Genomic DNA, 21832 nt, shown 5'->3' with positions numbered 1-21832 from the left:
AACCGCACCATGAACAGGAACAAAACCATGCTTGAAATCATCGACCTGCACGCAAAGATCGCCGATACCGAAACCGAGATCATCAAGGGTCTCAACCTGAAGGTTGCTGCCGGTGAGGTTGCCGCCATCATGGGGCCGAACGGTTCCGGCAAGTCGACGCTGTCCTACATCCTGTCGGGCCGCGAAGATTATGAAGTCACCTCCGGTGACATTCTTTACAACGGCGAAAGCATTCTGGAACTGGATGCTGCCGAGCGTGCGGCCAAGGGCATCTTCCTTGCCTTCCAGTACCCGGTTGAAATTCCCGGTGTCGCCACCATGCAGTTCCTGAAGGTTGCGATGAACGAGCAGCGCAAGGCGCGCGGCGAGTCCGAACTGACGACGCCGGACTTCATTCGCCGCGTCAAGGAAGCGGCCGGCGATCTGAAGATCGACATGGAGATGCTGAAGCGTCCGCTGAACGTCGGCTTCTCCGGTGGTGAGAAGAAGCGCGCCGAAATCCTGCAGATGGCGCTGTTGGAGCCGAAACTCTGCGTGCTCGACGAAACCGATAGCGGTCTCGATATCGACGCCCTGAAGATCGTTGCTGACGGCGTCAACGCGCTGAAGTCGCCGGATCGCGCCACCGTGGTCATCACCCACTATCAGCGCCTGCTCGACTACATCGTGCCTGATAGCGTCCACGTTCTTTACAAGGGCAAGATCATCCGCTCGGGTGACAAGGCCTTGGCGCTGGAACTGGAAAACAACGGTTACGCCGACATCATCGGTGAAGCGGCCTAAGTCAGAGGCCAGGAGGTGATGTCCATGAACATTCAAGCTACCAACCGGCTGACGCCAGCGGAAACCGCGCTGGTCGATGCCTATACCGCCAAGTTCAGCGAATTGCCCGGTGACGGCGCCGTTGTCGCTGCCCGTGACGTGCTGTTCGATGATCTCAAGACCGGCGGTCTTCCGACCCGCCGCATCGAGGCGTGGCACTATACCGATCTGAAAAGCCTGCTGCGTGCCGTTCCGGAAGACCGGCCCGCGCCTGTTATCGAGAAGCAGGCGCCGACGGTTGCCGGCTCTCTGGTTGCCTATATGCAGCACGGCACGGCCGATGTCGGCAAGATCGAAGACATCCGTGTGTCGCGCTTCGCCGAGAGCCTGGCTGACGGTTCCGCGGCCGCAGGCCTTGCGGAAGCCAGCAAGGATGACGCGATCGGCCGCATCAACGGCAGCTTCGTGCGTGATGGTCTGGTGCTCGACATTCCGGCCGATGCCGATATCGAAAAGCCGATAGAATTACAGGCAGTCCATGGCGCAGGCCAGGTTCACAGCCGCTTCCCGGTTCTTTTCGGCAAGGGTTCCAAGGCAACCGTCATCGAGCGTCACCTTTCGGTGACTTCGGATGCAGCCCTTGTTTCCTCCGTTACCGACATCGTCGTTGAAGACGGCGCGGAAGTGACCTGGATCATCCTGCAGCAGCAGGGTGCAGCCGATATCCATCTTGCCCAGCTGCGCATGAAAATCGGTGCGGATGCCAAGATTCGCCTGTTCATTGTCAATGCCGGCGGCAAGCTGGTGCGGCAGGAACTGCGCATCGACGTGGAAGGCGAGGGCACGGATCTCATCGTTCGCGGCGTCAACCTTTTGGGTGGCGAAACGCATACCGACGTGACGATGGTTCTTGGCCACAACGTGCCGAACACGACCTCGACGGAAGTGTTCCGCAACGTGGTGTTCGACCGTGCCAAGGGCATTTTCCAGGGCATGATCCGGGTGGCGCCCGATGCCCAGAAAACCGATGCGAAGATGGCCTGCAATACGCTGCTGATGTCTGACGATGGCGAGTTCTCGGCAAAGCCGGAACTGGAAATCTTCGCGGATGACGTTCAGTGCGGCCATGGTGCGACGGTTGCCGATATCAGCGACAACCATCTCTATTACCTGATGGCGCGCGGCGTGCCGCGGGCAAAGGCGCGGGCGATGCTCGTCAACGCCTTCGTCGCCGAGATCGTCGAGGAACTGGAAGAAGAAAATCTGGTAGAGGCGCTGGAGACGATCATCTCCGGCTGGCTGGAACATCATGCCTGAGAGCGAACGCGCCGCAGTGGCGGCCCCTTATGACATCGAAGCCGTGCGCCGGGATTTCCCGATCCTGTCGCGCGAGGTCTATGGCAAGCCGCTGGTCTATCTCGACAACGGCGCGTCCGCTCAAAAACCGCAGGTGGTGATCGACGCCGTTTCGCATGCTTATGCGAACGAATACGCCAATGTGCATCGCGGCCTGCATTTCCTCTCCAATGCCGCAACCGACGCCTATGAGGCGGCGCGCGAAAAGGTGCGCCGGTTCCTCAATGCCGGTTCGGTGGACGAGATCGTCTTTACCAAATCATCCACCGAGGCGATCAATACGGTTGCCTATGGTTACGGCATGCCCAAGATCGGCGAGGGCGACGAGATCGTCATCTCGATCATGGAGCATCATTCCAATATCGTGCCGTGGCATTTCATCCGCGAGCGGCAGGGTGCGAAGCTTGTCTGGGTGCCTGTCGATGATGACGGCGCGTTCCACATCGAGGCTTTCGAAAAGAGCCTGACGGAGCGCACCAAGCTCGTTGCCATCACCCATATGTCGAATGCGCTCGGCACCATCGTGCCGGTCAAGGAAATCTGCCGCATTGCCCATGAGCGCGGCATTCCGGTATTGATCGATGGTTCGCAGGGCGCTGTTCACATGCCGGTCGATGTGCGCGATATCGATTGCGACTGGTATGTCATGACCGGCCACAAGCTTTACGGTCCCTCGGGCATCGGCGTGCTCTATGGCAAGACCGATCGCCTGCGCGAGATGCGGCCGTTCCAGGGCGGCGGCGAGATGATCCTCGACGTTTCGGAAGACAATGTCACCTATAACGAGCCGCCGCACCGCTTCGAAGCTGGCACACCACCCATCGTGCAGGCAATCGGCCTCGGTTACGCGCTTGATTACATGGACAATCTCGGCCGTGCCGCGATTGCTGCTCACGAGGCCGATCTTGCCGCTTACGCCGCGGAGCGCCTGCGCGAAATCAATTCGCTGCGCATCATCGGCAATGCGCCTGACAAGGGCGGCATCTTCTCCTTCGAGCTTGAGGGCATCCATGCCCACGACGTCTCGATGGTGATCGACCGGCGCGGCGTTGCCGTGCGGGCCGGCACCCATTGCGCTATGCCGCTCTTGAAACGGTTCGGCGTCACCTCCACATGCCGGGCATCGTTCGGCCTTTACAATACCCGCGCCGAAGTAGACTCTCTTGTCGAGGCGCTGGAATATGCGCGCAAATTTTTTGCCTGATATCGGGATTTGAGAGATCAGGATTGAGGTTTAAGACCATGACTGCCGAAGCCACTGCAAAGACACAGGATGTTACCGAAACTGCGGAAAAGGTCTCGACCATTCCGCCGGACGAGCTGGCGCGTATCAGCGATGACGTGATCGCGGCGCTGAAAACTGTCTATGACCCAGAAATTCCGGCCGATATTTTCGAACTCGGTCTCATCTACAAGATCGACATCGAGGACGACCGGATGGTCAAGATCGTCATGACGCTGACCGCGCCGGGCTGCCCGGTGGCTGGCGAAATGCCGGGCTGGGTGGAAAACGCCGTCGGTGCGGTCGAGGGCGTATCAGGTGTCGACGTGTCAATGACCTTCGATCCGCCGTGGACGCCGGAGCGCATGTCGGAAGAGGCGCAGGTCGCCGTCGGCTGGTATTGAGATTGACGTGATTTGACTGACGTCATCCCTTGATGACATTGTCGGACGCACTTAAATTGAATTCCATAAGCATCGAGCCTTGAACTCGATTGTCGAAGGAGAATTAAGCCCATGGGCTTTGCGATCATGACCATGACCGGGGCTGCCGCCTCGCGCGTTAAAGCAATCGTTGAAAATTCCGGCCCAGATGCGAAGGGCGTGCGCGTCGGCATCAAGAAGGGTGGCTGCGCGGGCATGGAATATACCATCGACCTCGTGATCGAAGCGGATGCGAAGGACGATCTGGTTGAATTCGACGGTGCGAAGGTCTGGGTTCAGCCATCCGCCGTGCTTTATCTGCTCGGCACCCAGATGGATTTCGAAGTGACCAAGATGCGCTCCGGCTTCACCTTCAACAATCCGAACCAGACATCCGCCTGCGGCTGCGGTGAATCGGTTGAGCTGAAGCCTGCCGATCTGGCGGCGCTGGCGAAGCAGCGCGAGGCAGAGGCCAGCGTTTGATTGGTTACGCTATCTCTGCGGTGGAGAGACAGACCTTTTTTATGCACACAGCGTTCCCACAAACGCGACGTCATCCTCGGGCTTGACCCGAGGATCCATCCCCGTCAAATCGCTTGAAATGTTTGTAGATCCTCGGGTCAAGCCCGAGGATGACGGAGGAGAGGTTTCAGATTCTTTTCCGCAGACTGCGCCCCGCGCAAATCAGCTTTCGAAGAGTCATGATTGCTGTTTCAGCGTATCGATAAAATCCGCCAGCGGATGAATCGATGGTGTCGTTGTCAACAGCGGCTCGAGAGCTGCCGCGATCATTGCGCAATCCTCCTTGGCAAGCGGCCGAAGGCTCGAAGTGATCTTGTTGTAGTCGGGCGTCCCGCGTGACGCGAGGGAGCGATTGATCACAAACAGCTCCGTCTGTCCGTCAATCCGTTCGACGAAGAGGGCGAGCGAACCGCCGTCTGCGGCAGCGGCGCTGTCCGATACCGATTTGAACATCCAAACTCCATCCGGTAAACTTGAAGGCGAGCCTATCCGATTGACGCACTGACGCAAGATCAGCGAGGATATCGGATATTCTGCGAGGTTTGGCGGGAGGGCGGAACCGCCTGCCGACCATGCTGGAAGGCGTTTCGGACCGCCGGCGGGATTGATCGTGGGGAGTGAAGCGGGATGGACATCAGTAGCGCCTCGATTGATATCTGGACGATAGGGCTGATCGTCGCCAGCGTCGTGGCTGGCCTGACGCTGATTGCCGGTATTGTTTGCCTTGCGTTTTACTGGGAGGAGATAAAGGGATCTGCGGCATCCAAGGGTGACGCGTTGAACAGCCCCCCGCTCGAACGGACCGAGGGTGGAGACTGGCCGACAGCGCATGGTGACGGGAGTGGGGGAGCCCATCATTGAACGTGCAGACGATTTGATGAGGTCGCAACCCGATAATATTGCGAATGCGAAAGCCGCGGTGCGAGAGGCATTCGCGGGTGTTACACTGGATGGCGGCGTCGGCCTCTCCGAGGCGCAGGCGCTTGATGATTATGCGAGCAATGAGGTTCGCGCCGCATGTCGTGCTGGCGATGAGAAGAGTTATTGGTCCGCGATCCCGCTGAAGGACCTCAACAGACATTCCGGCAGCCCCGCCTTCCTTGATGCTGAAGGAGTGCAGATTTCATCTGCCCGCCTACATGATCGCCGATCTCGATGGCGACTACAGGCACGAATTCGCACCCTATTTGCGCGGATGTCAGCCTTACTGACCCCGTTGCAACGGAATGCCGTGGAAATGTATCTCCGCGCCATCAGTGAGAAGGAAAACCTGCCGTCCTATCAGGACGATATAGAGCGCGCGCTCGAAGAGTGGGTGGATAGTGCACGCTGCCCGGTGAGCGACTAAAGCGGATCGGGTCAATTGCAGGGAAGAGACAAAGCCGGTTGCGGTTTGAACGCCGGCTTTCATTCATGTCGTAATGCTTCGATCGGGCTTAAACTCGCCGCCCGCCGCGCCGGGAAATAGCCGAAAATCACGCCGATGGCCGCCGAAAAGGCAAAGGCAAGGAAGATGATCGACGGGCTGGTGACGAAGGGCACGTTGAGATAACCGACGACGGCATAGGCAAGGCCGAGGCCGGTCAATATGCCGACGAGGCCACCGAAGGCCGACAGCATGACGGCTTCCACCAGAAACTGCGTCAGCACCTGTTTTTCCAGCGCCCCGATAGCAAGGCGAATGCCGATTTCGCGGGTGCGTTCCGTCACCGAGACCAGCATGATGTTCATGATGCCAATGCCGCCGACCAGAAGGCTGACGGCTGCGACCGCGCCGAGAAGCCCGGTCAGCAGCGTCGTTGTGCCGGTCATGGCCGAGGCGATCTGCGTCATGTCGTTGACGGTGAAATCATCCTCGCGGCCGATGCCGATGCGGCGGCGCTCGCGCAGCAGGTTCTGCAGGTCGCTTTGCACCTTGGCGGTGGAAACGCCATCCTGCGCCGAGACCATGATGGAGGAAATGGTGGTGGTGCCGCCGATGCGCCGCTGGTGGATTTTCAGCGGCATGATGATGGTGTCGTCCTGATCGTCGCCGAGGCCGGACTGGCCTTTTCGGGCGAGCACGCCGATGACGGGGCAGGAGATGTTGCTGACACGGATTGTCTGTCCCACCGGGTTTTCCGCGCCGAACAGTTCCTGCCGCACCGTTTCGCCGATGATGCAGCCGATCTGGCCGCCGCGATCTTCTGCAGGCTGGAAATCGCGGCCGAGCGCGATGGTCCAGTCCTGCGCGATCAGATAATCATTGGTGGTGCCGATGACGCTGGTCTGGTGGTTCTTGCCGCCGAAAATGACGGTCGCCGCGGAGCTGCGGTTCTGCGGCGCGACGGCGCGGATGCCCGTTATCTGGTTGCGGATGGCCTCGACATCGCGGTCATCGAAACGTTTCGCCTCGGTGCTGGCGCGGCCGGGGCCGAACTGGCCCGGACGGACGAACAGCATGTTGGTGCCGAGCCGCGACAGTTCCGATTTCACCTGTTCCGTGGTGCCGTTGCCGATGGTGACCATGGCAATGACGGCGGCCACGCCGATGACGACGCCGAGCACGGTGAGAAAGGAGCGCAAAAGGTTGCGGCTGATGGCGCGCAGCGCCAGACGCGACGTTTCAAAGAACATCGGAGCTCTCCTTTTTTTCCGCGGCGCTATCGGAAGCGAGGTGGCCGTCAACGAAGCGCAGCAGACGCCCCGCATGGGCGGCGATATCCTCTTCATGCGTGACCATGACGACCGTGATGCCCCGGTCGCGATTGAGCGCGGTGATGAGGTCCATGATCTCGTTGCTGGTCTTCGTGTCGAGGTTACCGGTCGGCTCGTCGGCCAGCAACAGGGCAGGGCGGGTGACAATGGCCCGCGCAATGGCCACGCGCTGCTGCTGACCGCCGGAAAGCTCCTGCGTCGTGTGATCCTCACGGCCCTTCAGCCCCACCTGAGCCAACGCCTCCATGGCACGGGCGCGCCGTTCCGAGGCCTTCATGCCACGATAGACCAGCGGCAGCTCGACATTTTCCACCGCCGAAGTGCGTGACAGAAGATTGAAGCCCTGAAACACGAAACCCAGCATGTGGCGGCGCAGCAGCGTCAGGTGCTCATTGTCGAAGCCGCTGGTCGGTACGCCCTGAAACAGATATTCGCCAGCCGTGGGTACATCCAGACAGCCGATGATGTTCATCGAGGTGGATTTGCCCGAGCCTGATGGCCCCATGATGGCGACGAATTCCTTCTCGTGGATCGACAGGCTGACGCCATCGAGCGCGCGAATGGTTGCTTCGTCGCGGCCATATTGCTTGACGACGTTGCGGAATTCGATGAGCGGCGGCTTTTGCATCAGCTCTTCCTCCGTCAGCCGGCGTTGCGGGCCGTAGCGTCGGTAATCACCAGATCATCGGCTTTCAGTTCGCCCGATTTGACCACGGTGTGCTGGCCGTCAGTGGAACCGGTTTCGATGGCGACGGACACCGGATTGTTGTCGCGCAGCACCCAGACCGTTCTTTTGCCTTGCGCGGCCTGGCCGGCATCGCGGTTCTGCGAGCGGCCCATGCGGGGCGGGCGGAACAGGCTCATCAACCCGCCACTACGCGAGGCGGATTCGCGCGGCGGCGTATAACGAAGCGCCGAATTCGGCACCAGCAGCGTGTCCTTGATTTCCTCGACGATGATATTGGCCGTTGCCGTCATGCCGGGGCGCAGCAGCAGTTCCGCATTATCGACAGTCAATATGCCCTTGTAGGTCACCACATTGGATACGGTTTCGGAGGCGAAACGCACGGTTTCGATCTCGGCCGGGAAGCTGCGGTCGGGATAGGCATCGACATTGAACGTGGCCTTCTGCCCGGTCTCGACCTTGCCGACATCGGCCTCATCCACCGAGACCTGCAATTCCATATGACGCAGATCGCCGGCGATGGTGAACAACACCGGAGCATTCAGCGAGGAGGCGACGGTGGCGCCCGGATCAACGCTGCGGGTGAGGATGACGCCATCGATGGGCGAGACGATCTTGGCCTTGCCGAGATTGACCTCGGCGAGCCGCAGATCCGCTTCCGCCGAAAGCACGGTTGCCTCGTTGACCTGCAGCGTTGCAGCCGCAGCATCGTGGGTGAACTGCGCCGCATCCAGATCCTGCTGGCTGGACACACGGTTTTGCACCAGCGACCGCAGGCGTTCCATGGATGTCTTTGCCGAGCCGAGATCGGCGCGCGCCTTCAGCACATTGGCCTTGGCGGAAGCAAGCTTGGCGCGGGCGCTCTGCACGTCGGCCTCCAGCTTGTTGGTATCCAGCTCCGCCAGAACGTCTCCGGCTTTCACGGGGGTGTTATAGGTGACGTTGACCTTGCGCACGGTACCGGACAATTCGCTCGATATATCGACCTGATCCGTCGGCTGCACCGAGCCGGTGGAGGTGACGATGACGGAGAGATCGCCCTGACGCGCGGGTTCCGTAGTGTAGTTGTAAGCCACACCCGCTGCGCGTGACTGGTAATAATAGCCAAGGCCGCCGCCAATCAGCACAATGGCTGCCGCGATATAGAGAAACCGACGCGATTTCTTCTTCCTGCCGTTTCTGTTCGTTCCCAGAATCTCACGCAGATCGGGCTGGCTGTCTGGTGTATCGCGGCCATTGCCGTTGGCGTCATTCATTCTCGTCACTCGCAAAATTCAAAATACCACAGAGGGTTGTTTCCGTTCCGCGGTTTGTCCATCCGCCTGTCGCTGTGTATTCCTCTGATTGTGGGAAGTGACATAGCTTGCCTCAAGGGTGAAGTGAAAACTTGGTAATATTTATGATAGTTCTGGTCTGCTAGAGATAAGCATTGGAAAGACCGATGCCACAGAGAGGGCTAAGGTTTCAGCAGTGACATTCAGGACGATGATGAAATGAACGACAATGTGGTGAAGTTCCGCAAACCGGTGCCGCCGAAAAAGCCGCGCGAACCGCTCGGGCCGAAAGCGAAGAAGGCGCTGGCGATTGCGGCCGTCATCGCGTTTTTTGTGGCGGCTTGGGGTTACTTCACGTTGATGGGGCAGGGGTAGGGCGAAGGGCCGGCGTTGGCGCTCTTGCTTGGGGCGGAATGGAAGGTGCGAGTATGCAAATTGGCTAAAGCGGGTGGGGCGCAGCGGCTGAGTCTGATGACGGCTATTGGCCCGAAGCGGACAAAAGTAACGAAATCAGTTGACCGATGCTCCTTAGCGCGGATGTTTGTTTGGCTATCGTGTGAACACATGTGGAATTCGAGATCGTGCTGGAAACTGAACGTTTGATCCTACGTCCACCCCGCTATGCGGACATTCCGGAGCTATTCGAGTTCCTTGGAGACCCGGTGGCGATGCAGCATACCCATTGCGATAAAACGTTAAGAGAATGTCAGAGAAGGATAATGGTCCATGAATGGCGAAGACGCCATGATGGCTGTGCCCCATGGGTGGTTTTACGTCGTGACAACGGCCGGATTGTTGGCTGGGGCGGTTTGTACGAAGACCCATTTGATCCCGGTTGGAATTTCGAGGTTGGATATTATTTCCGCCCCGAAGCTTGGGGGATGGGATATGCCTCCGAGCTCGTCAGCGCGGCATTGAGTTTCGCAGATAACCAGCTCGAGCTTCCAGAGGTTTGGGCAATGGCCCATCCGGATAACATGGGGTCGCAGAGGATCTTAGATAAAGCTGGTTTCGCGTTTGCGCGTCACCTCCCTGAGAGAAACCGTCTCTTGTTTCAAAGGCTGCTCCCAGTCGCGTGACAATGACTGCTAGTGGCGCAATACTGCTCAATCGATAACTTGCCGTCGCCGCTGTAAAAACCGTTTGCCAACGGAATCATACCCAATACCTTTATCAACACGGCCAAGGGAGTGGAATGTATGAAAGGTTTTCGCGACAGTGTGTTTTTTCCGGTCACGCTCCTGATCGGCGGCGTGGTCGCGTTTTTTCTCTTTCTCTACGTGACTGGTCACGATCCGGATGAGCGACCCTTGACCCTGGTCGAGTGGGTTATCGGCGGCATGCTGATCGGACCGGGTTTCGGTTATCTCTTGAAATGGAGAAAGATGAAAAACAACCGCGATGCAAACGCAGACTGATCGCGTATTGCAACCTGATCCGGCCAGTCTTTTATTGACAATGTGAGAAGCGGTGGCGACCCCTGCAGGACTCGAACCTGCGACCTACTGCTTAGAAGGCAGTTGCTCTATCCAGTTGAGCTAAGGGGCCGTCATGCCGGGCAGCGATGCTGCCGGCGAAAACTGTAGTGTTTCAGTGCGTCCAGGGTTGGGTGCGGTTGAAACGGAAATTGTCGGTGTAGGAAACCACCTTGCGGGTCGCTTCCTTCGGCAGGATCACGCGGTATTCGATGCCCTTGCGCTGTGCATAGGCTTCGGCCTGTTCCTGTGTTTCGAATGTCAGCTTGACCTGCTGCTTCATGTCGGAGCTGGAGGTGTAGCCCATGATCGGATCGATCTTGCGCGGAACTTCGGCGTCGAATTCCAGAACCCAGACATTGGTCTTCGCCGTGCCGGATTGCATGGCGGTTTTTGCAGGGCGGTAGATCTTCGCAGACATGTCGAAACTGCTCCGGTTGGACAGTGGGGCGCAACACCCCGAATTATTCTTCACGTACCTGAATAGAATAACCAAATCGTGTCAGGAACGTTGAATTTGAAATGGACTGACTTCAGGTGAGAGTCAAGACGATTATCCCGCGCTTTCCTTATCCCACCGTTGCCGCGCCGGCTGCGTATTTTACCGATCAGGGCCGCGACTGAACAAAGATGAATTTCCCTGTTGCGGACTCTGGGTGAACCGTGTATTCCCCAGCCATCGCCTCGGCGGAGTGTAGCGCAGTCTGGTAGCGCATCTGGTTTGGGACCAGAGGGTCGGGAGTTCGAATCTCTCCACTCCGACCATTTTAAAGCAGAACATCAGCTTTCCGGCGTAACTCCCAGGAAATATTCTCAGTTATTCCGCAGACGGACCAGCCAGAGTGCTCTCCGCCGTGCCGATCGTCATGACATTGCCGCGCCAGGCCACCGCGCTGCCGATCCAGCTGCGCGCCCAGACGACGGGCATGATCATGTCGCGGGCGATCATGGCCGGCAGCGTATAGAGCGATACCGGCCAGCCATTGAGGGCGCCGAGCGCCAGTTCCGGTCCGTACATGAGGGCGAGGACAACAGCGGCGGTCGCGACGAGGTTCACATCCATCATGGCGGCGGCGGCAAGCGCGAAAAGAAGCGGCGGCAGCGCGCCGGTCAGGATTTCCGGTGCGAAATATTGCGGGAAGGTCACGCGTCTCAGCCGCGCCCAGCGGGTCTGGCGTGACCAGATTTCGCCGGCATGGCGCTGGCCGAGCGGTTGCTCAAATGGGGCGGAGACCAGATGCACCTTGCGGCCGGCGCTTCGCACGAGCTTCGTGGACGCGGCGTCCTCGGCGATTTCGGCGGCGAGTGCGCGAATGCCGCCACGGTCCTCCAGGAACTGTTTGTTCCACAACATCGATTTGCCCTGTGCGAAACCGATGCCGATCGCTTCCGCTGCATATTGCCAGCGGCCCTGCGAGCCATTGAGGAAGGCGCATTCCACATTGGCCCAGAACCCCACAGGGCGGGAACCGAGCGGCGGCGAGCAGACCAGCCCGCTATCCGGCCGCCAGGCCGACATCATCGCGGCTATATAGGATTTTGGCATCAGCACGTTCGAATCGGCCAGAATCACCCATTCGTGCCTGGCGGCGCGCCAGCCCTTGACGCAATTGTTCAGCTTCGGGTTGGCGCTGACGCGATCGTCGCCGATCAGCAATTGCATGGAGACCGAGGGAAATGCGGCGGCGGCCTTGTGGACTTCCGCGATCACGGGGTCGAATTCGTCTGCAACGCAGAACAGCAGCTCGTAATCCGGCCAGTCGAGCCCGAAGGCGCGTGAGAGCGTCAGCGGCGTGAAGTTTTCGACGCCGCGCAGCGGCACGACTACCGAGACCGGCGGTTTTTGCCGGACAAGATCGTTTTCCGCGTCCCGTCTCGTTAGTCGCCAGCCGGCGAGAACGATGCCGAGAAGATTGACGGCGAGGAGCAGAATTGCGCAAAGGGCAAAGACGGTTTCCATGCTGGCCAGTTCCACTCCCGAGCTTTTGGCGGTTCAGCGCCAATCGATTCCATGGAATTCATCTCTGCGGATTATAACGTTTGAGTGACAGTTACATGTCATGATCGGCAGGCGGGGAGGCTGCGCCGTGCATGAAAGCGCTGCGGAAGCCTGGCGCAAAGAAAAGCCCTTCATGAAGAAGGGCCCAATCATCATGACGGTCAAAGAGTTTTAGTGGACGTTCAGGATATGGGCATGACTGCTTGCGACGAGAAACGATTCCCGTGCAATCTCGATGTCGCATTTGCCGGCAATGGCATTGAGGCAGTTTCTGCGCGCCTCTTCATATTCTGGTCCATGTTCCTCGGGCCAGCGGTACATCAGCATGTCAAGCGCCACCAGCGGGCTGTAAATCTCCACGGCGACGCAAAGCGGCAGGTGGATCGCCACCGGCTTCATCCACGAGGCGTGGTGACACGGCTCCGTTCTGTTGATCAGCATGTCATTCTCCTCCCTGTTTCACGCGCCTTCATGGCCGTGTTTGCTCCCATGCGCGAAATGCCTGCCTCACGAAATGGTTCCCGATCACCTAAAATGTGATCGGTCAGGGGGTTCCAATTTTCCAAGATGAATGGAAGATGAACAAATAGATGAACCGGAGATGAACAAACTCCACGCTCATGCGTTGGTATGTCCATAAGAAGGAGAACGCATATGTTCAATTTGTCAGGCATTCAGGAAAGCTTTTTCGGAGACCGCATGGCTGGCGTATGCCAGGCGATCACCTCGGCGCTGGCCTTTGAATCGGGTCTCGAAAAGTCGCGTATTTCCGCGACTGTCGAAAATGACGTGATCTATCTGGAAGGCACGGCCGATTCGGTCGAGGCGATCGATATCGCCATCAATCTTGCCGCTTCCATCTCCAATTGCCGGATTTTGAGCCATATCGAGCCGGTTTACTGATTATTGTGCCAGCCGGGCGAGAGGTCGTCCGGCTCATTCAGACACAATAACGCGGCAATGTTATTTCCGGTTGCCGACCTGCGCACTGCGGACCATGTCGCCAGGCTTGATGCCATAACGTTTTGCGGCGCCGCCATTCAGCTCAAGCACAAATTTTACGGGTCCGCGGGAGCTGATGATCGCTTCCGAATGCGGAACCGCGTTTTCATGGATATGGGTGATTCGGCCATCACCAGCGATGAACAGCATATCGAGCGGGATGAGGGTGTTGCGCATCCACATGGCCACGGCGCGTGTCTCGCCGAAATCGAACAGCATGCCGTTTTCAGGAGGCATGGATTTGCGGAACATCAGGCCCTGCGAGCGCTGGGCGTCGTCCAGCGCCAGTTCGGCTACAAAGTCCTGGGTTTTGCCGGAGGCGGTTTCAATGGTCAGCGGCTCGGACGTGAATGTCTGACGTTCCTGAGACTGGACGGTGCTGGCAAGCGTGAAAAAAAGAAGCGCCGTAACGGCGCTTTTCACCATGAGACGCAGGCCGGACATCAATGCGACATCCCGATGGAAACCGGGTTATCGGGATGGATCTCCGCCGCCATCAAGCCCTTGTCGCCATCGCCGTAACGCACCAGCACCACCTGGCCGGGGCGCAGTTCCGTCAGGCCGAAACGGCGCAGCGTTTCCATATGCACGAAAATATCTTCCGTTCCTTCGCCACGCGTCAGGAAGCCGAAACCCTTGGTGCGGTTGAACCACTTGACGATGGCGCGCTCAAGTCCGCTGGACGGCGTGACTTGCACATGGGTGCGTACCGGCGGCAGCTGCGAGGGGTGAACCGCGGTCGACTGATCCATGGACAGGATGCGGAAAACCTGAAAACCGCGGTCGCGCCGCTGGATCAGGGCGACGATACGCGTGCCTTCGAGGATGGTCTGGTAGCCGTCGCGGCGCAGGCACGAGACGTGCAGCAGCACATCCTGCGCGCCGTTATCGGGCACGATGAAGCCGAAACCCTTGGCGACGTCGAACCATTTCACGACGCCGGTGATTTCGGTCAGGTCCACGGCATCGCCCGAAAGGTCCTCGACATCGACTATCGTTTTCGATGACATCCTATCAGCCATATCCTGCCAACCCCTCGATTACGCGCCATACACCGGTCAACTGATTCCTGTGCGCCAGATTAACATCTTGGTAACGGTTTCACGCAAGCCCTAGTTTTTGATTTACGCACCTGCTTTTATGTCGCCGTCCTTGTCCGGGGCTTGCCATCGTGCGTTTAACGGCTTCGGACCCGTGTAATGGAGAGGAATAAAATGCGGTATCTGCACACGATGGTTCGCGTCAAAGACCTTGGCGAATCACTTACATTCTACGTCGACCTCCTAGGTCTTACGGAAATACGCCGAATCGAGAACGAAAAAGGCCGATTCACGCTGGTGTTTCTTGCTGCGCGTGACGACATTGCTGCAGCGAAGGAAAACAAGGCGCCGTGTCTGGAACTGACCTATAACTGGGATACCGAGAATTACACCGGCGGCCGCAATTTCGGCCATCTCGCTTATGAGGTCGACAATATCTACGACTTCTGCGCGCGCCTTCAGCAGAACGGCATCGTCATCAACCGGCCGCCGCGTGACGGGCACATGGCTTTCGTTCGCTCGCCTGACGGTATTTCCTTCGAAATTCTGCAGAAAGGCGAAAGCCTCGCACCAGCCGAACCGTGGATATCTATGCAGAATACCGGTTCCTGGTAGGGTTTTTTGAGCGAATACGGGCGGTTTTTCGCGCACTTGCCTTGTCCCGAGGGGATGAGGCATAGTCCGCGAATCAAAAACGGCCTGTTCCGTTTCGGGGAAGCGCACGATTCCGTTGCCGTGCTGCTGGTGAAAATGCGTAAGATACGGAGGCCATCCATGAAAACTGCAGAGAATGCGAAAGGGCGCCTTTCCTGTCAGCGTTTTGTCGTTGCAGTTTCGCTGCTCGGGCTTTCCGGTTGCGTTTCGGCGGTGACGGATGACGAGATGGCCGCCACGGCGAAGAAGCCGGAAATCGCCGCACAGCACAAGCAGCAGACGGCCGCAGCAGCAGTTGCTGCGCCGGCGGCCGGCACGCAGCCGGGGCATTATGTGGATCCCGCCGTCGCATCGGCGGCCGGTGCCGGCAACGTTCCGGCCCAACAGGCACCCGGTGGCCCCGCACAGGGTTATGGTGGTGCCGCCGATATCGGCGGACTGGCGACGCAGCCGACGGCGATTTCCGCCGGGACGTCCAGCATCTATTCCACCGCAAACGCGGTGACCCATCCCGGTTCCGCAGCGGCTCAGGGCGCGACCGCAGCCCAGGGCGGTTCCGCCCAGAAAATCATTCCCGCCGTCAGCAGCGTCTATTCCGCGCCGGTGCAGCCGACGCAGCCGCAGCCTGTTGCTGCGCCAGTCCCTGTTCCGGTAGCCGCTCAGGTGCCGCCGGAACAGCATAGCGAAAATCGTCAGCCCGCCGCCGTGCCGGTGCCGCAGCCGGAACGGCTCGCGGCTGCGCAGCCGGCGGCCAATGCCGGAGCGACGGGTGAGGGGCAGGAGAGCCAGGGCAAGAGCCTGACGCTTGCGGCGTTTTTCGCAGGTGCTGCCAAGAAGCGTCTGCCGAAGATGATCGAAAGCGGCACGGCGGGCAACACTGAGGTTGCCGCATTATCCGGAGCCGGTGATGGGTCGATGGGCATTGCGCTTTCCGGCCGCTCGATGATGTCCGAGGAATTCGACGACGCCCATCTCGATGAAGAGGATGACCAGCCGACAGGCCTGATGAAGCTCGCCTCACTTTCGGGCCTCACACGCGTCGCCCCGAACGGGCTTTTCCTGCAGACGGACCATGTCGAAGTCGGCTGTTTCAAGCCGGAACTGGTGCGGATGATCAAGGATGTGGAGCGTCACTATAACAGCCCGGCGATCGTCACCTCCGGTTATCGTCCGCCGAAGGGAATTAGGCAGGGTTCCAAGCACTATACCTGCGATGCCGCTGACATCCAGATCAAGGGTGTCTCCAAATGGGAACTCGCCACCTATCTGCGTTCCCTGCCGGATCGTGGCGGCGTGGGCACCTATTGCCACACCGAGTCAGTGCATATGGATACCGGCGAAGCGCGGGACTGGAACTGGCGCTGCCGCCGAACTGCTCCGCGCAAATAATCCCGCTCGTTTTTTCGGCAATACGGCCTTCGGCGCATCTCCCGATAAGACTGGAGATCGCAGCCGCATGGACGGATGGCCCGGCTTGCTGTAGGAGGCGGTTCACTATGTCCCGCTTATGGTGCCTTGCGAATGCAGCCGATCTCCACCTTCCCGATCTATATCATTTCGATTGCCCGCGCGCGGGCGCGGCTGGAGAAAATGCTGGAAGGCGCCTCCGGCCTCGGTCTCGACCTGCGGCCGGTGGAAGGGGTAGACGGCAAGACTATTTCCCCTGCCGACTGGCGGGATTTCGACCGGCGCGGCTTCGAGCTGCGCAATGGCCGCCACGCCCTGCCGGGAGAATATGGCTGTTACGCCAGCCATATCAAAGCGCTTGAAATCTTCCTGAAGACCGATGCGCCCGTCGCCGTGATCGTCGAAGATGACGTCGCCTTCACGCCGGATTTCTCGGAGCGGGTCAAGGCCATGGTTGCGGTGATGCCTGACGATGCCATCATAAAACTGACCAACCACCGTCGAAAGGGCTTCAAGGGCCGCAAAACCAGTGCTCTTGGCGATGCGTTCGGCCGATGCATCTACGGCCCGCAGGGCTCATCTGCCTGCTACATCATTTCCCGCAGGGCCGCCGAGCGTTTCCTCAAGACGGCACGAAGGATGACGCTGCCCTTCGACCGGGCTCTCGAATGCGGCTGGGGTTATGGCACCAAGGTTTACATCACCGATAAGGATTTCCTGTCATTCGGCGACCCGGATACGCTGGTTGGCACCCGCGACGAATATAGGGGCAGCAAGTTTGCCCGTTTCAGTCGGGTTCCCGCCTATCTTTCCAGCTTTTACGACAATATCGCGCGGTACATCTACGCCTATCGATAGGGATGGTCATCCAGAGGGCGGCAGGTCGTGACGTGATGGTGATATTACGAGCCACCCGCGTCAAAATGCCTGATGTTGGGTGAGGGAGTTTTGAGGTAATTATCTGTTACCACAGGGTGTTAAATCAAAGTCTGGAAGTGTCCAAAATGTGGGATTTTTTCCCTTTAGTCTTCTTGCCGTTCAAGCTTATCGTGTTAGGCGTTGGCATGTTTTTCTCCATCAAGTGGCATCACGATCAAGCTAAAAACAAGTAGAACATGGGCGGACCTTGAGGCCCGTCAATCAGGGACTCCGTTATCGGGCGATACTCAACATTTTGGATCGCAATGCTACCGCGCTCGTTTCTCATCGTGCTGATGGTTTTTGGACTTACCGCCGTGTCAGCGCCGGCGGCGGACACTGATGCGGTGGGCGCTTTCCACCACGCCGTTCAGGTGGGTGATGTCCAAACCGTTCGAACCATGATTGCGGCTGACCCCGGTTTGGCCACGTCAAGGGACAAGTTCGGTTTCCAGCCGATCCATCTCCTCGACATGTATCCCGAAGAGGAGGTGCTCGACCTTCTGCTTAAAAATGGTGCCGACATCAACGCAGCGAACGACGAAGGCGTGACCATTCTCCATATCATCACCGATCCAGACACCGTCTCCCTGCTTGTAAAGCGCGGCGCCAATATCGAGGCCCGCGATGAGAGGGGATGGACGCCATTGATCATGCAGGCGAATAATCAGCAGAATGGTCCTGATGTGGTGGCTGCGCTTCTTGCCCAAGGGGCAGACCCCAATGCCGAGGGCTCGGCGGGTGAAACCGCTCTCTCTTTTGCAAAACAGACTGGCGACGCGGCTCTTATCCGTATGCTGATCGCAAGTGGTGCAAAGAAGTAGCGGTGGCCGTTTAGAGAGTGTCCTGTGTCGCCGCTACAGGGAAGCGGGGATATGCGAATGTCAGTCACAGCAATGTCCACAGCGCTGGCGGGAACATTCGATGCGGCACATATGTGAGGATGATCTTACCGGCGTGAACAGTATTTTCAACGGTAAGTGCTTGTTTCCGTTGGTGAGAGCGCAGGGATTCGAACCCTGGACCTACTGATTAAAAGTCAGTTGCTCTACCGGCTGAGCTACGCTCTCCCGCGGCGGGCTTGGCTGCCCTTCGGAAGTGCGCGGAACATAGGTAGAGCGATCCGTTCGGTCAACCCAAAAAAAGCGGTTTCGACACTCAATACGGTTTTTTTTGTCGCACCCCCGAAAAGGTGATTGGAGAGAGGGGGCGGCTGGGGATAAAACCGGCTTCAGGCGTGTCGCGCAAACGGATGAAATCGTTTTGCAGCAATGACATGCACGAAAATGAAGCGTGAAGTGCCGGCGAATAGTGAGAATCGCGGGGCTTTGCGGGATGCGGAGTTCTTTCTTGTCGATTGCCGATATTTCCCTGTTCAGTGCGCTTCTGGCCGGCGCTCTTTCATTTCTCTCGCCCTGCGTGCTGCCGCTGGTGCCACCTTATCTCTGTTATATGGCGGGTGTGTCGGTCGAGCAGTTCAGGACGGAAGAGACCGCGCCGCGGCCGGAGGTTCGCAGGGCAGTGCTGTTTTCGGCCTTCTGCTTCACGCTCGGTTTCGCCACCGTGTTTGTGGCGCTGGGGGCAGGTGCCTCGACGATCGGTACGCTGCTGCGCCAGAATCTCGATATTCTCGCCAAGATCGGCGGTTTCATCATTATCCTAATGGGCCTGAATTTCCTCGGTGTTTTCCGCATCGGCCTGTTTTCGCGCGAGGCGCGGTTTCAGGGGGCGGGCAAGCCCGCCACGCTGTCCGGGGCCTATGTCATGGGTCTTGCCTTTGCCTTTGGCTGGACGCCCTGCATCGGCCCGGTTCTGGGAGCTATCCTCGGGGTTGCTGCTTCGCGGGATACGGTCGGCGATGGCGCGATGCTGCTTGCGGTCTATTCGCTTGGCCTTGCGGTGCCGTTCTGGATCGCCGCGGCGTTTTCCGGGTCGTTCATGCGTTTCCTCGTCCGCTTCCGCCGCCATCTCGGTCTTGTGGAAAAGCTGCTCGGCGTGCTGCTGGTGCTCACCGGTCTCGCTTTCATGTCCGGTTTCATCACCAATGTCGCGATCTGGTTCCAGGAGACCTTTCCGATCCTGATGCAAATCGGCTAAGCCTCTCGCGGATGTGAGGGAACGACTGTGGCTGATATCATTGGATTGCTGTTGCCGTTTTTTGGCCTGATCTTCATCGGCTACGGTGCAGCGCGCATAACAAAACAGCCGGTCGAAGCGATGGGCTGGCTGAACACCTTCATCATCTATGCGGCGCTGCCGGCGCTGTTTTTCAAGCTTGTCTCCAAGACGCCGGTGGAAGAACTGGCGCGGATGGATTTTGTCGCCGCCAGCCTTGCCTGCACCTATGGCATTTTTCTGCTGGTGTTTCTGATCGGCCGTTTCGTGCGCGGGAACAGCCTCGCCGAAACCACGATCCAGAGTTTCGCGGCAAGTTACGGCAATATCGGTTACATGGGGCCGGGGCTTGCGCTTCTGGCGCTTGGCGAAAAGGCGGCGGTGCCGGTGGCGCTGATCGTCTGCCTTGAAAACGCCGCGCATTTCATCGTCGCACCGGCGATGATGGCGGTGGCGGGCGGCGACACGCGCTCGGCTGGAAGGCTCGCGCTGGATGTGGCGCGCAAGGTCATCACCCATCCGTTCATCGTGTCGGTCATCGCCGGATTTCTCGCCGCTTCGCTGTCATGGCAGCCGCCGGAGGCGGTGCAGCGGCTGGTGGATTATCTGGCGCAATCTGCAGCACCCTGCGCGCTGTTTGCCATGGGCGTGACGCTGGCGTTGAGGCCCATGAAACGGGTGCCGATGGAGATCAGCTATATCGTTCCGGCGAAGCTGATCTTGCATCCGCTTGCCGCCTATCTGGTCCTGTCGTCGCTCGGGCGGTTCGAGCCAGTGTGGATTTATTCCGCGGTGCTGCTGGCGGCGCTGCCGACCGCGACGAATGTCTTCGTCATCGGCCAGCAATACCATGTTTGGCAGGAGCGGGCGTCAGCCACGATCCTGATTTCGACGGTGCTGTCGGTCTTTACGCTGACGGGCGTGGTGTATTTCATCCAGCCTTTTTAAAGCTGCCGAACAGCAGCGAGGGCAGGGCCTTCAGCCCACGACCCGGCTCGATGCCTTCGCGCATGACCATGCTTCTGAGCGTGCCGATGCCGGAGAGCACATGCAGGCCGGCCGCGCGCGCCATCTGGATGGGCAGGAAATCCGAAAGAAGCGAGCGGTTCAGGAGATCGACGCTCAGCGTGCGGCTATAGACATCCGCGCGTCGCTTGCGATCGAAGCTGCTGCCGGCGTCCGCCGCAATCGGCCGGTCGGAGACGGCACCGAGCAGTTCGGTCAGGGCAATGATGTCGCGTAGGCTGAGGTTCAGGCCCTGTGCGCCGATGGGCGGAAAACCATGTGCGGCCTCGCCGATCAGGGCGACGCGGCCCTTGCCGAAACGATGCGCGGTCATGGAAGAGAGAGGCCATGCCTGCACGCTGTCCTCCACGGAGACGGCGCCGAGCATGGATTGCATGCGCTCCTCGACCTTCAGGCTCAGCGCCTCCAACGGCAAGGCCGTCAGTTCCTTTGCTTGCTCCGGTGTGACGACCCAGACGAGGCTGGAGCGATCACCGGGCAGGGGGACCTGGGTGAAAGGTCCGGTGGGTGTGTGGAATTCCGTCGAGACATTGCCATGCGGGCGGCTGTGGGAAAAATTCAAAACCACGGCGGTCTGCGGATAGGACCAGGATTTGGCGCCGATGCCGGCCGCTTCCCGCACCATCGACTTCCTGCCGTCGGCGCCGATCAGGAAATCGGCGGAAAGCACTTCACCATCCGCAATCGTGACCGAGATCCGGTCATTGCCGATGTCGATCGTCTCGGCTGTCGTGTCCAGGCGGGTAATATTGTGTTCCTGCTCCACTGCTTGCCCGAGAACGCCGAGCAGCGCCTCGTTCGGAATATTCCAGCCAAACGCATCGAGGCCGATTTCGGAGGAGCGAAACTGCACGGTCGGCGCCCGCAGCAGGCGGTCGGTGCCGTCGATGATCTGCATGGTAGAAAGGCGTGCGGCGGAAGGTGCTACGCGTGACCAGAGGCCGAGACGGTCCATGAAACGGATGGACTGGTCCATCAACGCCGTGGTCCGTTGATCCTTCTTTTCGCTTGAAGGTGCGATGAGCGCCACATGGCGGCCGGCCCGCGCCAGTGCGATGGCCGCGATCTGGCCCGCAAGTCCCGCGCCTGTTATGGCGATATCGAAGTGTCTCATGGTCGTATTCCATTGTTATTTCCAAAACATCATAGAGGCTTTGGGCGGGTAAATCCACTTTCGCGCCGGAACATCCGCACACAAACATTCGTTGGTTGCGACGCTATATTAGTCTTAGGATAAGCGGATTGAGCCGGTTGCA

At 59.0% G+C, this 21832-nt stretch carries 27 protein-coding genes and 3 tRNA genes; 18 read left to right on the top strand and 12 right to left on the bottom strand.

Annotation, left to right across the window (positions count from 1 at the left end; translation table 11 throughout):
* Positions 1 to 27: 27 nt before the first annotated feature.
* The 5 genes from sufC to sufA all read left to right on the top strand — a co-directional run bounded on the left by sufC (position 28) and on the right by sufA (position 4245).
* A complete protein-coding gene (gene sufC, locus O8B93_RS22610) occupies positions 28 to 783 on the top strand; it encodes a Fe-S cluster assembly ATPase SufC (protein WP_003522658.1) in 756 nt (251 codons plus the stop codon).
* Positions 784 to 807: 24 nt separating this feature from the next.
* Positions 808 to 2079 (top strand): Fe-S cluster assembly protein SufD, encoded by a 1272-nt coding sequence (gene sufD / locus O8B93_RS22605; RefSeq protein ID WP_269712128.1) that lies wholly within the window; start codon positions 808 to 810, stop codon positions 2077 to 2079.
* Positions 2072 to 3322, top strand: a complete 1251-nt coding sequence (locus tag O8B93_RS22600; RefSeq protein ID WP_269712127.1) for a cysteine desulfurase — start codon at positions 2072 to 2074, stop codon at positions 3320 to 3322. Before sufD ends, O8B93_RS22600 begins: the two co-directional genes overlap by 8 nt.
* Before the next feature lie 38 nt (positions 3323 to 3360).
* Complete coding sequence (locus O8B93_RS22595; RefSeq protein ID WP_269712126.1) at positions 3361 to 3744, top strand: SUF system Fe-S cluster assembly protein; 384 nt, start codon at positions 3361 to 3363, stop codon at positions 3742 to 3744.
* 111 nt (positions 3745 to 3855) lie between these two features.
* The gene (sufA, locus tag O8B93_RS22590) at positions 3856 to 4245 is read left to right on the top strand and encodes a Fe-S cluster assembly scaffold SufA (RefSeq protein WP_269712125.1); all 390 of its coding nucleotides are present in this window, start codon (positions 3856 to 3858) and stop codon (positions 4243 to 4245) included.
* A gap of 216 nt (positions 4246 to 4461) precedes the next feature.
* On the opposite strand, the gene O8B93_RS22585 is transcribed toward sufA, so the two are convergent.
* The gene (locus O8B93_RS22585; RefSeq protein ID WP_269712124.1) at positions 4462 to 4737 is read right to left on the bottom strand and encodes a hypothetical protein; all 276 of its coding nucleotides are present in this window, start codon (positions 4735 to 4737) and stop codon (positions 4462 to 4464) included.
* Positions 4738 to 4911: 174 nt separating this feature from the next.
* Between O8B93_RS22585 and O8B93_RS22580 the strand changes: the two genes are divergently transcribed.
* Together O8B93_RS22580 and O8B93_RS22575 are read left to right on the top strand one after the other, a co-directional pair.
* On the top strand, positions 4912 to 5145 hold the full coding sequence (locus O8B93_RS22580) for a hypothetical protein (protein WP_080856478.1): 234 nt from the start codon (positions 4912 to 4914) through the stop codon (positions 5143 to 5145).
* Positions 5114 to 5632: a DUF6714 family protein gene (locus O8B93_RS22575; RefSeq protein ID WP_269712123.1), complete on the top strand. Its 519-nt coding sequence runs from the start codon at positions 5114 to 5116 to the stop codon at positions 5630 to 5632. The genes O8B93_RS22580 and O8B93_RS22575 overlap by 32 nt, the downstream gene beginning before the upstream one ends.
* A 59-nt stretch (positions 5633 to 5691) precedes the next feature.
* On the opposite strand, the gene O8B93_RS22570 is transcribed toward O8B93_RS22575, so the two are convergent.
* The 3 genes from O8B93_RS22570 to O8B93_RS22560 are packed head-to-tail and all read right to left on the bottom strand — an operon-like array spanning position 5692 to position 8922.
* Entirely contained in the window at positions 5692 to 6900 is a 1209-nt protein-coding gene (locus O8B93_RS22570) for an ABC transporter permease (RefSeq protein ID WP_269712122.1), read from the bottom strand.
* Positions 6890 to 7609, bottom strand: a complete 720-nt coding sequence (locus O8B93_RS22565) for an ABC transporter ATP-binding protein (RefSeq protein ID WP_269712121.1) — start codon at positions 7607 to 7609, stop codon at positions 6890 to 6892. The genes O8B93_RS22570 and O8B93_RS22565 overlap by 11 nt, the downstream gene beginning before the upstream one ends.
* Positions 7610 to 7623: 14 nt before the next feature.
* Positions 7624 to 8922 (bottom strand): efflux RND transporter periplasmic adaptor subunit, encoded by a 1299-nt coding sequence (locus O8B93_RS22560; protein ID WP_269712120.1) that lies wholly within the window; start codon positions 8920 to 8922, stop codon positions 7624 to 7626.
* A gap of 237 nt (positions 8923 to 9159) precedes the next feature.
* Between O8B93_RS22560 and O8B93_RS22555 the strand changes: the two genes are divergently transcribed.
* The 3 genes from O8B93_RS22555 to O8B93_RS22545 all read left to right on the top strand — a co-directional run bounded on the left by O8B93_RS22555 (position 9160) and on the right by O8B93_RS22545 (position 10358).
* A complete protein-coding gene (locus tag O8B93_RS22555; RefSeq protein WP_269712119.1) occupies positions 9160 to 9315 on the top strand; it encodes a hypothetical protein in 156 nt (51 codons plus the stop codon).
* Between the two features lie 191 nt (positions 9316 to 9506).
* Positions 9507 to 10019, top strand: a complete 513-nt coding sequence (locus O8B93_RS22550; RefSeq protein ID WP_269712118.1) for a GNAT family N-acetyltransferase — start codon at positions 9507 to 9509, stop codon at positions 10017 to 10019.
* Between the two features lie 120 nt (positions 10020 to 10139).
* Positions 10140 to 10358 (top strand): hypothetical protein, encoded by a 219-nt coding sequence (locus O8B93_RS22545; RefSeq protein ID WP_269712117.1) that lies wholly within the window; start codon positions 10140 to 10142, stop codon positions 10356 to 10358.
* A gap of 53 nt (positions 10359 to 10411) precedes the next feature.
* On the opposite strand, the gene O8B93_RS22540 is transcribed toward O8B93_RS22545, so the two are convergent.
* Positions 10412 to 10488, bottom strand: a tRNA-Arg gene (locus O8B93_RS22540).
* 42 nt (positions 10489 to 10530) lie between these two features.
* Entirely contained in the window at positions 10531 to 10836 is a 306-nt protein-coding gene (locus O8B93_RS22535; protein ID WP_010971882.1) for an ETC complex I subunit, read from the bottom strand.
* A gap of 267 nt (positions 10837 to 11103) precedes the next feature.
* Between O8B93_RS22535 and O8B93_RS22530 the strand changes: the two genes are divergently transcribed.
* Positions 11104 to 11180 (top strand) — tRNA-Pro (locus O8B93_RS22530).
* Between the two features lie 52 nt (positions 11181 to 11232).
* Here the strand turns inward: O8B93_RS22530 and O8B93_RS22525 are convergent.
* Together O8B93_RS22525 and O8B93_RS22520 are read right to left on the bottom strand one after the other, a co-directional pair.
* Entirely contained in the window at positions 11233 to 12375 is a 1143-nt protein-coding gene (locus tag O8B93_RS22525) for a ceramide glucosyltransferase (RefSeq protein ID WP_269712116.1), read from the bottom strand.
* A gap of 210 nt (positions 12376 to 12585) precedes the next feature.
* Positions 12586 to 12855: a DUF982 domain-containing protein gene (locus tag O8B93_RS22520; RefSeq protein WP_006314278.1), complete on the bottom strand. Its 270-nt coding sequence runs from the start codon at positions 12853 to 12855 to the stop codon at positions 12586 to 12588.
* Positions 12856 to 13068: 213 nt separating this feature from the next.
* On the opposite strand from O8B93_RS22520, the gene O8B93_RS22515 reads away from it, so the two are divergent.
* The gene (locus tag O8B93_RS22515; protein WP_003522642.1) at positions 13069 to 13317 is read left to right on the top strand and encodes a BON domain-containing protein; all 249 of its coding nucleotides are present in this window, start codon (positions 13069 to 13071) and stop codon (positions 13315 to 13317) included.
* Positions 13318 to 13377: 60 nt separating this feature from the next.
* On the opposite strand, the gene O8B93_RS22510 is transcribed toward O8B93_RS22515, so the two are convergent.
* Positions 13378 to 13860: a DUF192 domain-containing protein gene (locus tag O8B93_RS22510; protein WP_269712115.1), complete on the bottom strand. Its 483-nt coding sequence runs from the start codon at positions 13858 to 13860 to the stop codon at positions 13378 to 13380.
* Complete coding sequence (locus O8B93_RS22505) at positions 13860 to 14438, bottom strand: cold-shock protein (RefSeq protein WP_269712114.1); 579 nt, start codon at positions 14436 to 14438, stop codon at positions 13860 to 13862. Before O8B93_RS22505 ends, O8B93_RS22510 begins: the two co-directional genes overlap by 1 nt.
* Positions 14439 to 14630: 192 nt before the next feature.
* On the opposite strand from O8B93_RS22505, the gene O8B93_RS22500 reads away from it, so the two are divergent.
* The 4 genes from O8B93_RS22500 to O8B93_RS22485 all read left to right on the top strand — a co-directional run bounded on the left by O8B93_RS22500 (position 14631) and on the right by O8B93_RS22485 (position 18259).
* A complete protein-coding gene (locus O8B93_RS22500; RefSeq protein ID WP_269712113.1) occupies positions 14631 to 15071 on the top strand; it encodes a VOC family protein in 441 nt (146 codons plus the stop codon).
* Positions 15072 to 15230: 159 nt separating this feature from the next.
* Positions 15231 to 16499: a YcbK family protein gene (locus O8B93_RS22495; protein ID WP_269712112.1), complete on the top strand. Its 1269-nt coding sequence runs from the start codon at positions 15231 to 15233 to the stop codon at positions 16497 to 16499.
* Positions 16500 to 16631: 132 nt separating this feature from the next.
* Positions 16632 to 17375 (top strand): glycosyltransferase family 25 protein, encoded by a 744-nt coding sequence (locus tag O8B93_RS22490; RefSeq protein WP_269712111.1) that lies wholly within the window; start codon positions 16632 to 16634, stop codon positions 17373 to 17375.
* Positions 17376 to 17752: 377 nt separating this feature from the next.
* Entirely contained in the window at positions 17753 to 18259 is a 507-nt protein-coding gene (locus O8B93_RS22485) for an ankyrin repeat domain-containing protein (protein WP_269712110.1), read from the top strand.
* Positions 18260 to 18429: 170 nt separating this feature from the next.
* On the opposite strand, the gene O8B93_RS22480 is transcribed toward O8B93_RS22485, so the two are convergent.
* Positions 18430 to 18505, bottom strand: a tRNA-Lys gene (locus tag O8B93_RS22480).
* A 280-nt stretch (positions 18506 to 18785) separates the two neighbouring features.
* Here O8B93_RS22480 and O8B93_RS22475 point away from each other — a divergent pair.
* Both O8B93_RS22475 and O8B93_RS22470 read left to right on the top strand, forming a co-directional pair.
* Positions 18786 to 19532 (top strand): cytochrome c biogenesis CcdA family protein, encoded by a 747-nt coding sequence (locus O8B93_RS22475; protein WP_006314286.1) that lies wholly within the window; start codon positions 18786 to 18788, stop codon positions 19530 to 19532.
* 27 nt (positions 19533 to 19559) lie between these two features.
* The gene (locus O8B93_RS22470) at positions 19560 to 20498 is read left to right on the top strand and encodes an AEC family transporter (protein WP_269712109.1); all 939 of its coding nucleotides are present in this window, start codon (positions 19560 to 19562) and stop codon (positions 20496 to 20498) included.
* On the opposite strand, the gene O8B93_RS22465 is transcribed toward O8B93_RS22470, so the two are convergent.
* Positions 20482 to 21690, bottom strand: coding sequence for a UbiH/UbiF family hydroxylase (locus tag O8B93_RS22465; RefSeq protein WP_269712108.1), 1209 nt, complete (start codon positions 21688 to 21690; stop codon positions 20482 to 20484). The genes O8B93_RS22470 and O8B93_RS22465 overlap by 17 nt on opposite strands.
* Positions 21691 to 21832: the final 142 nt, after the last annotated feature.

This window comes from Martinezella rhizogenes (assembly GCF_027460065.1).
Classification (GTDB): domain Bacteria; phylum Pseudomonadota; class Alphaproteobacteria; order Rhizobiales; family Rhizobiaceae; genus Agrobacterium; species Agrobacterium rhizogenes_C.
The sequence above is the reverse complement of the archived record's forward strand: the minus strand, read 5'-3'. Positions and strand labels throughout refer to the sequence as shown.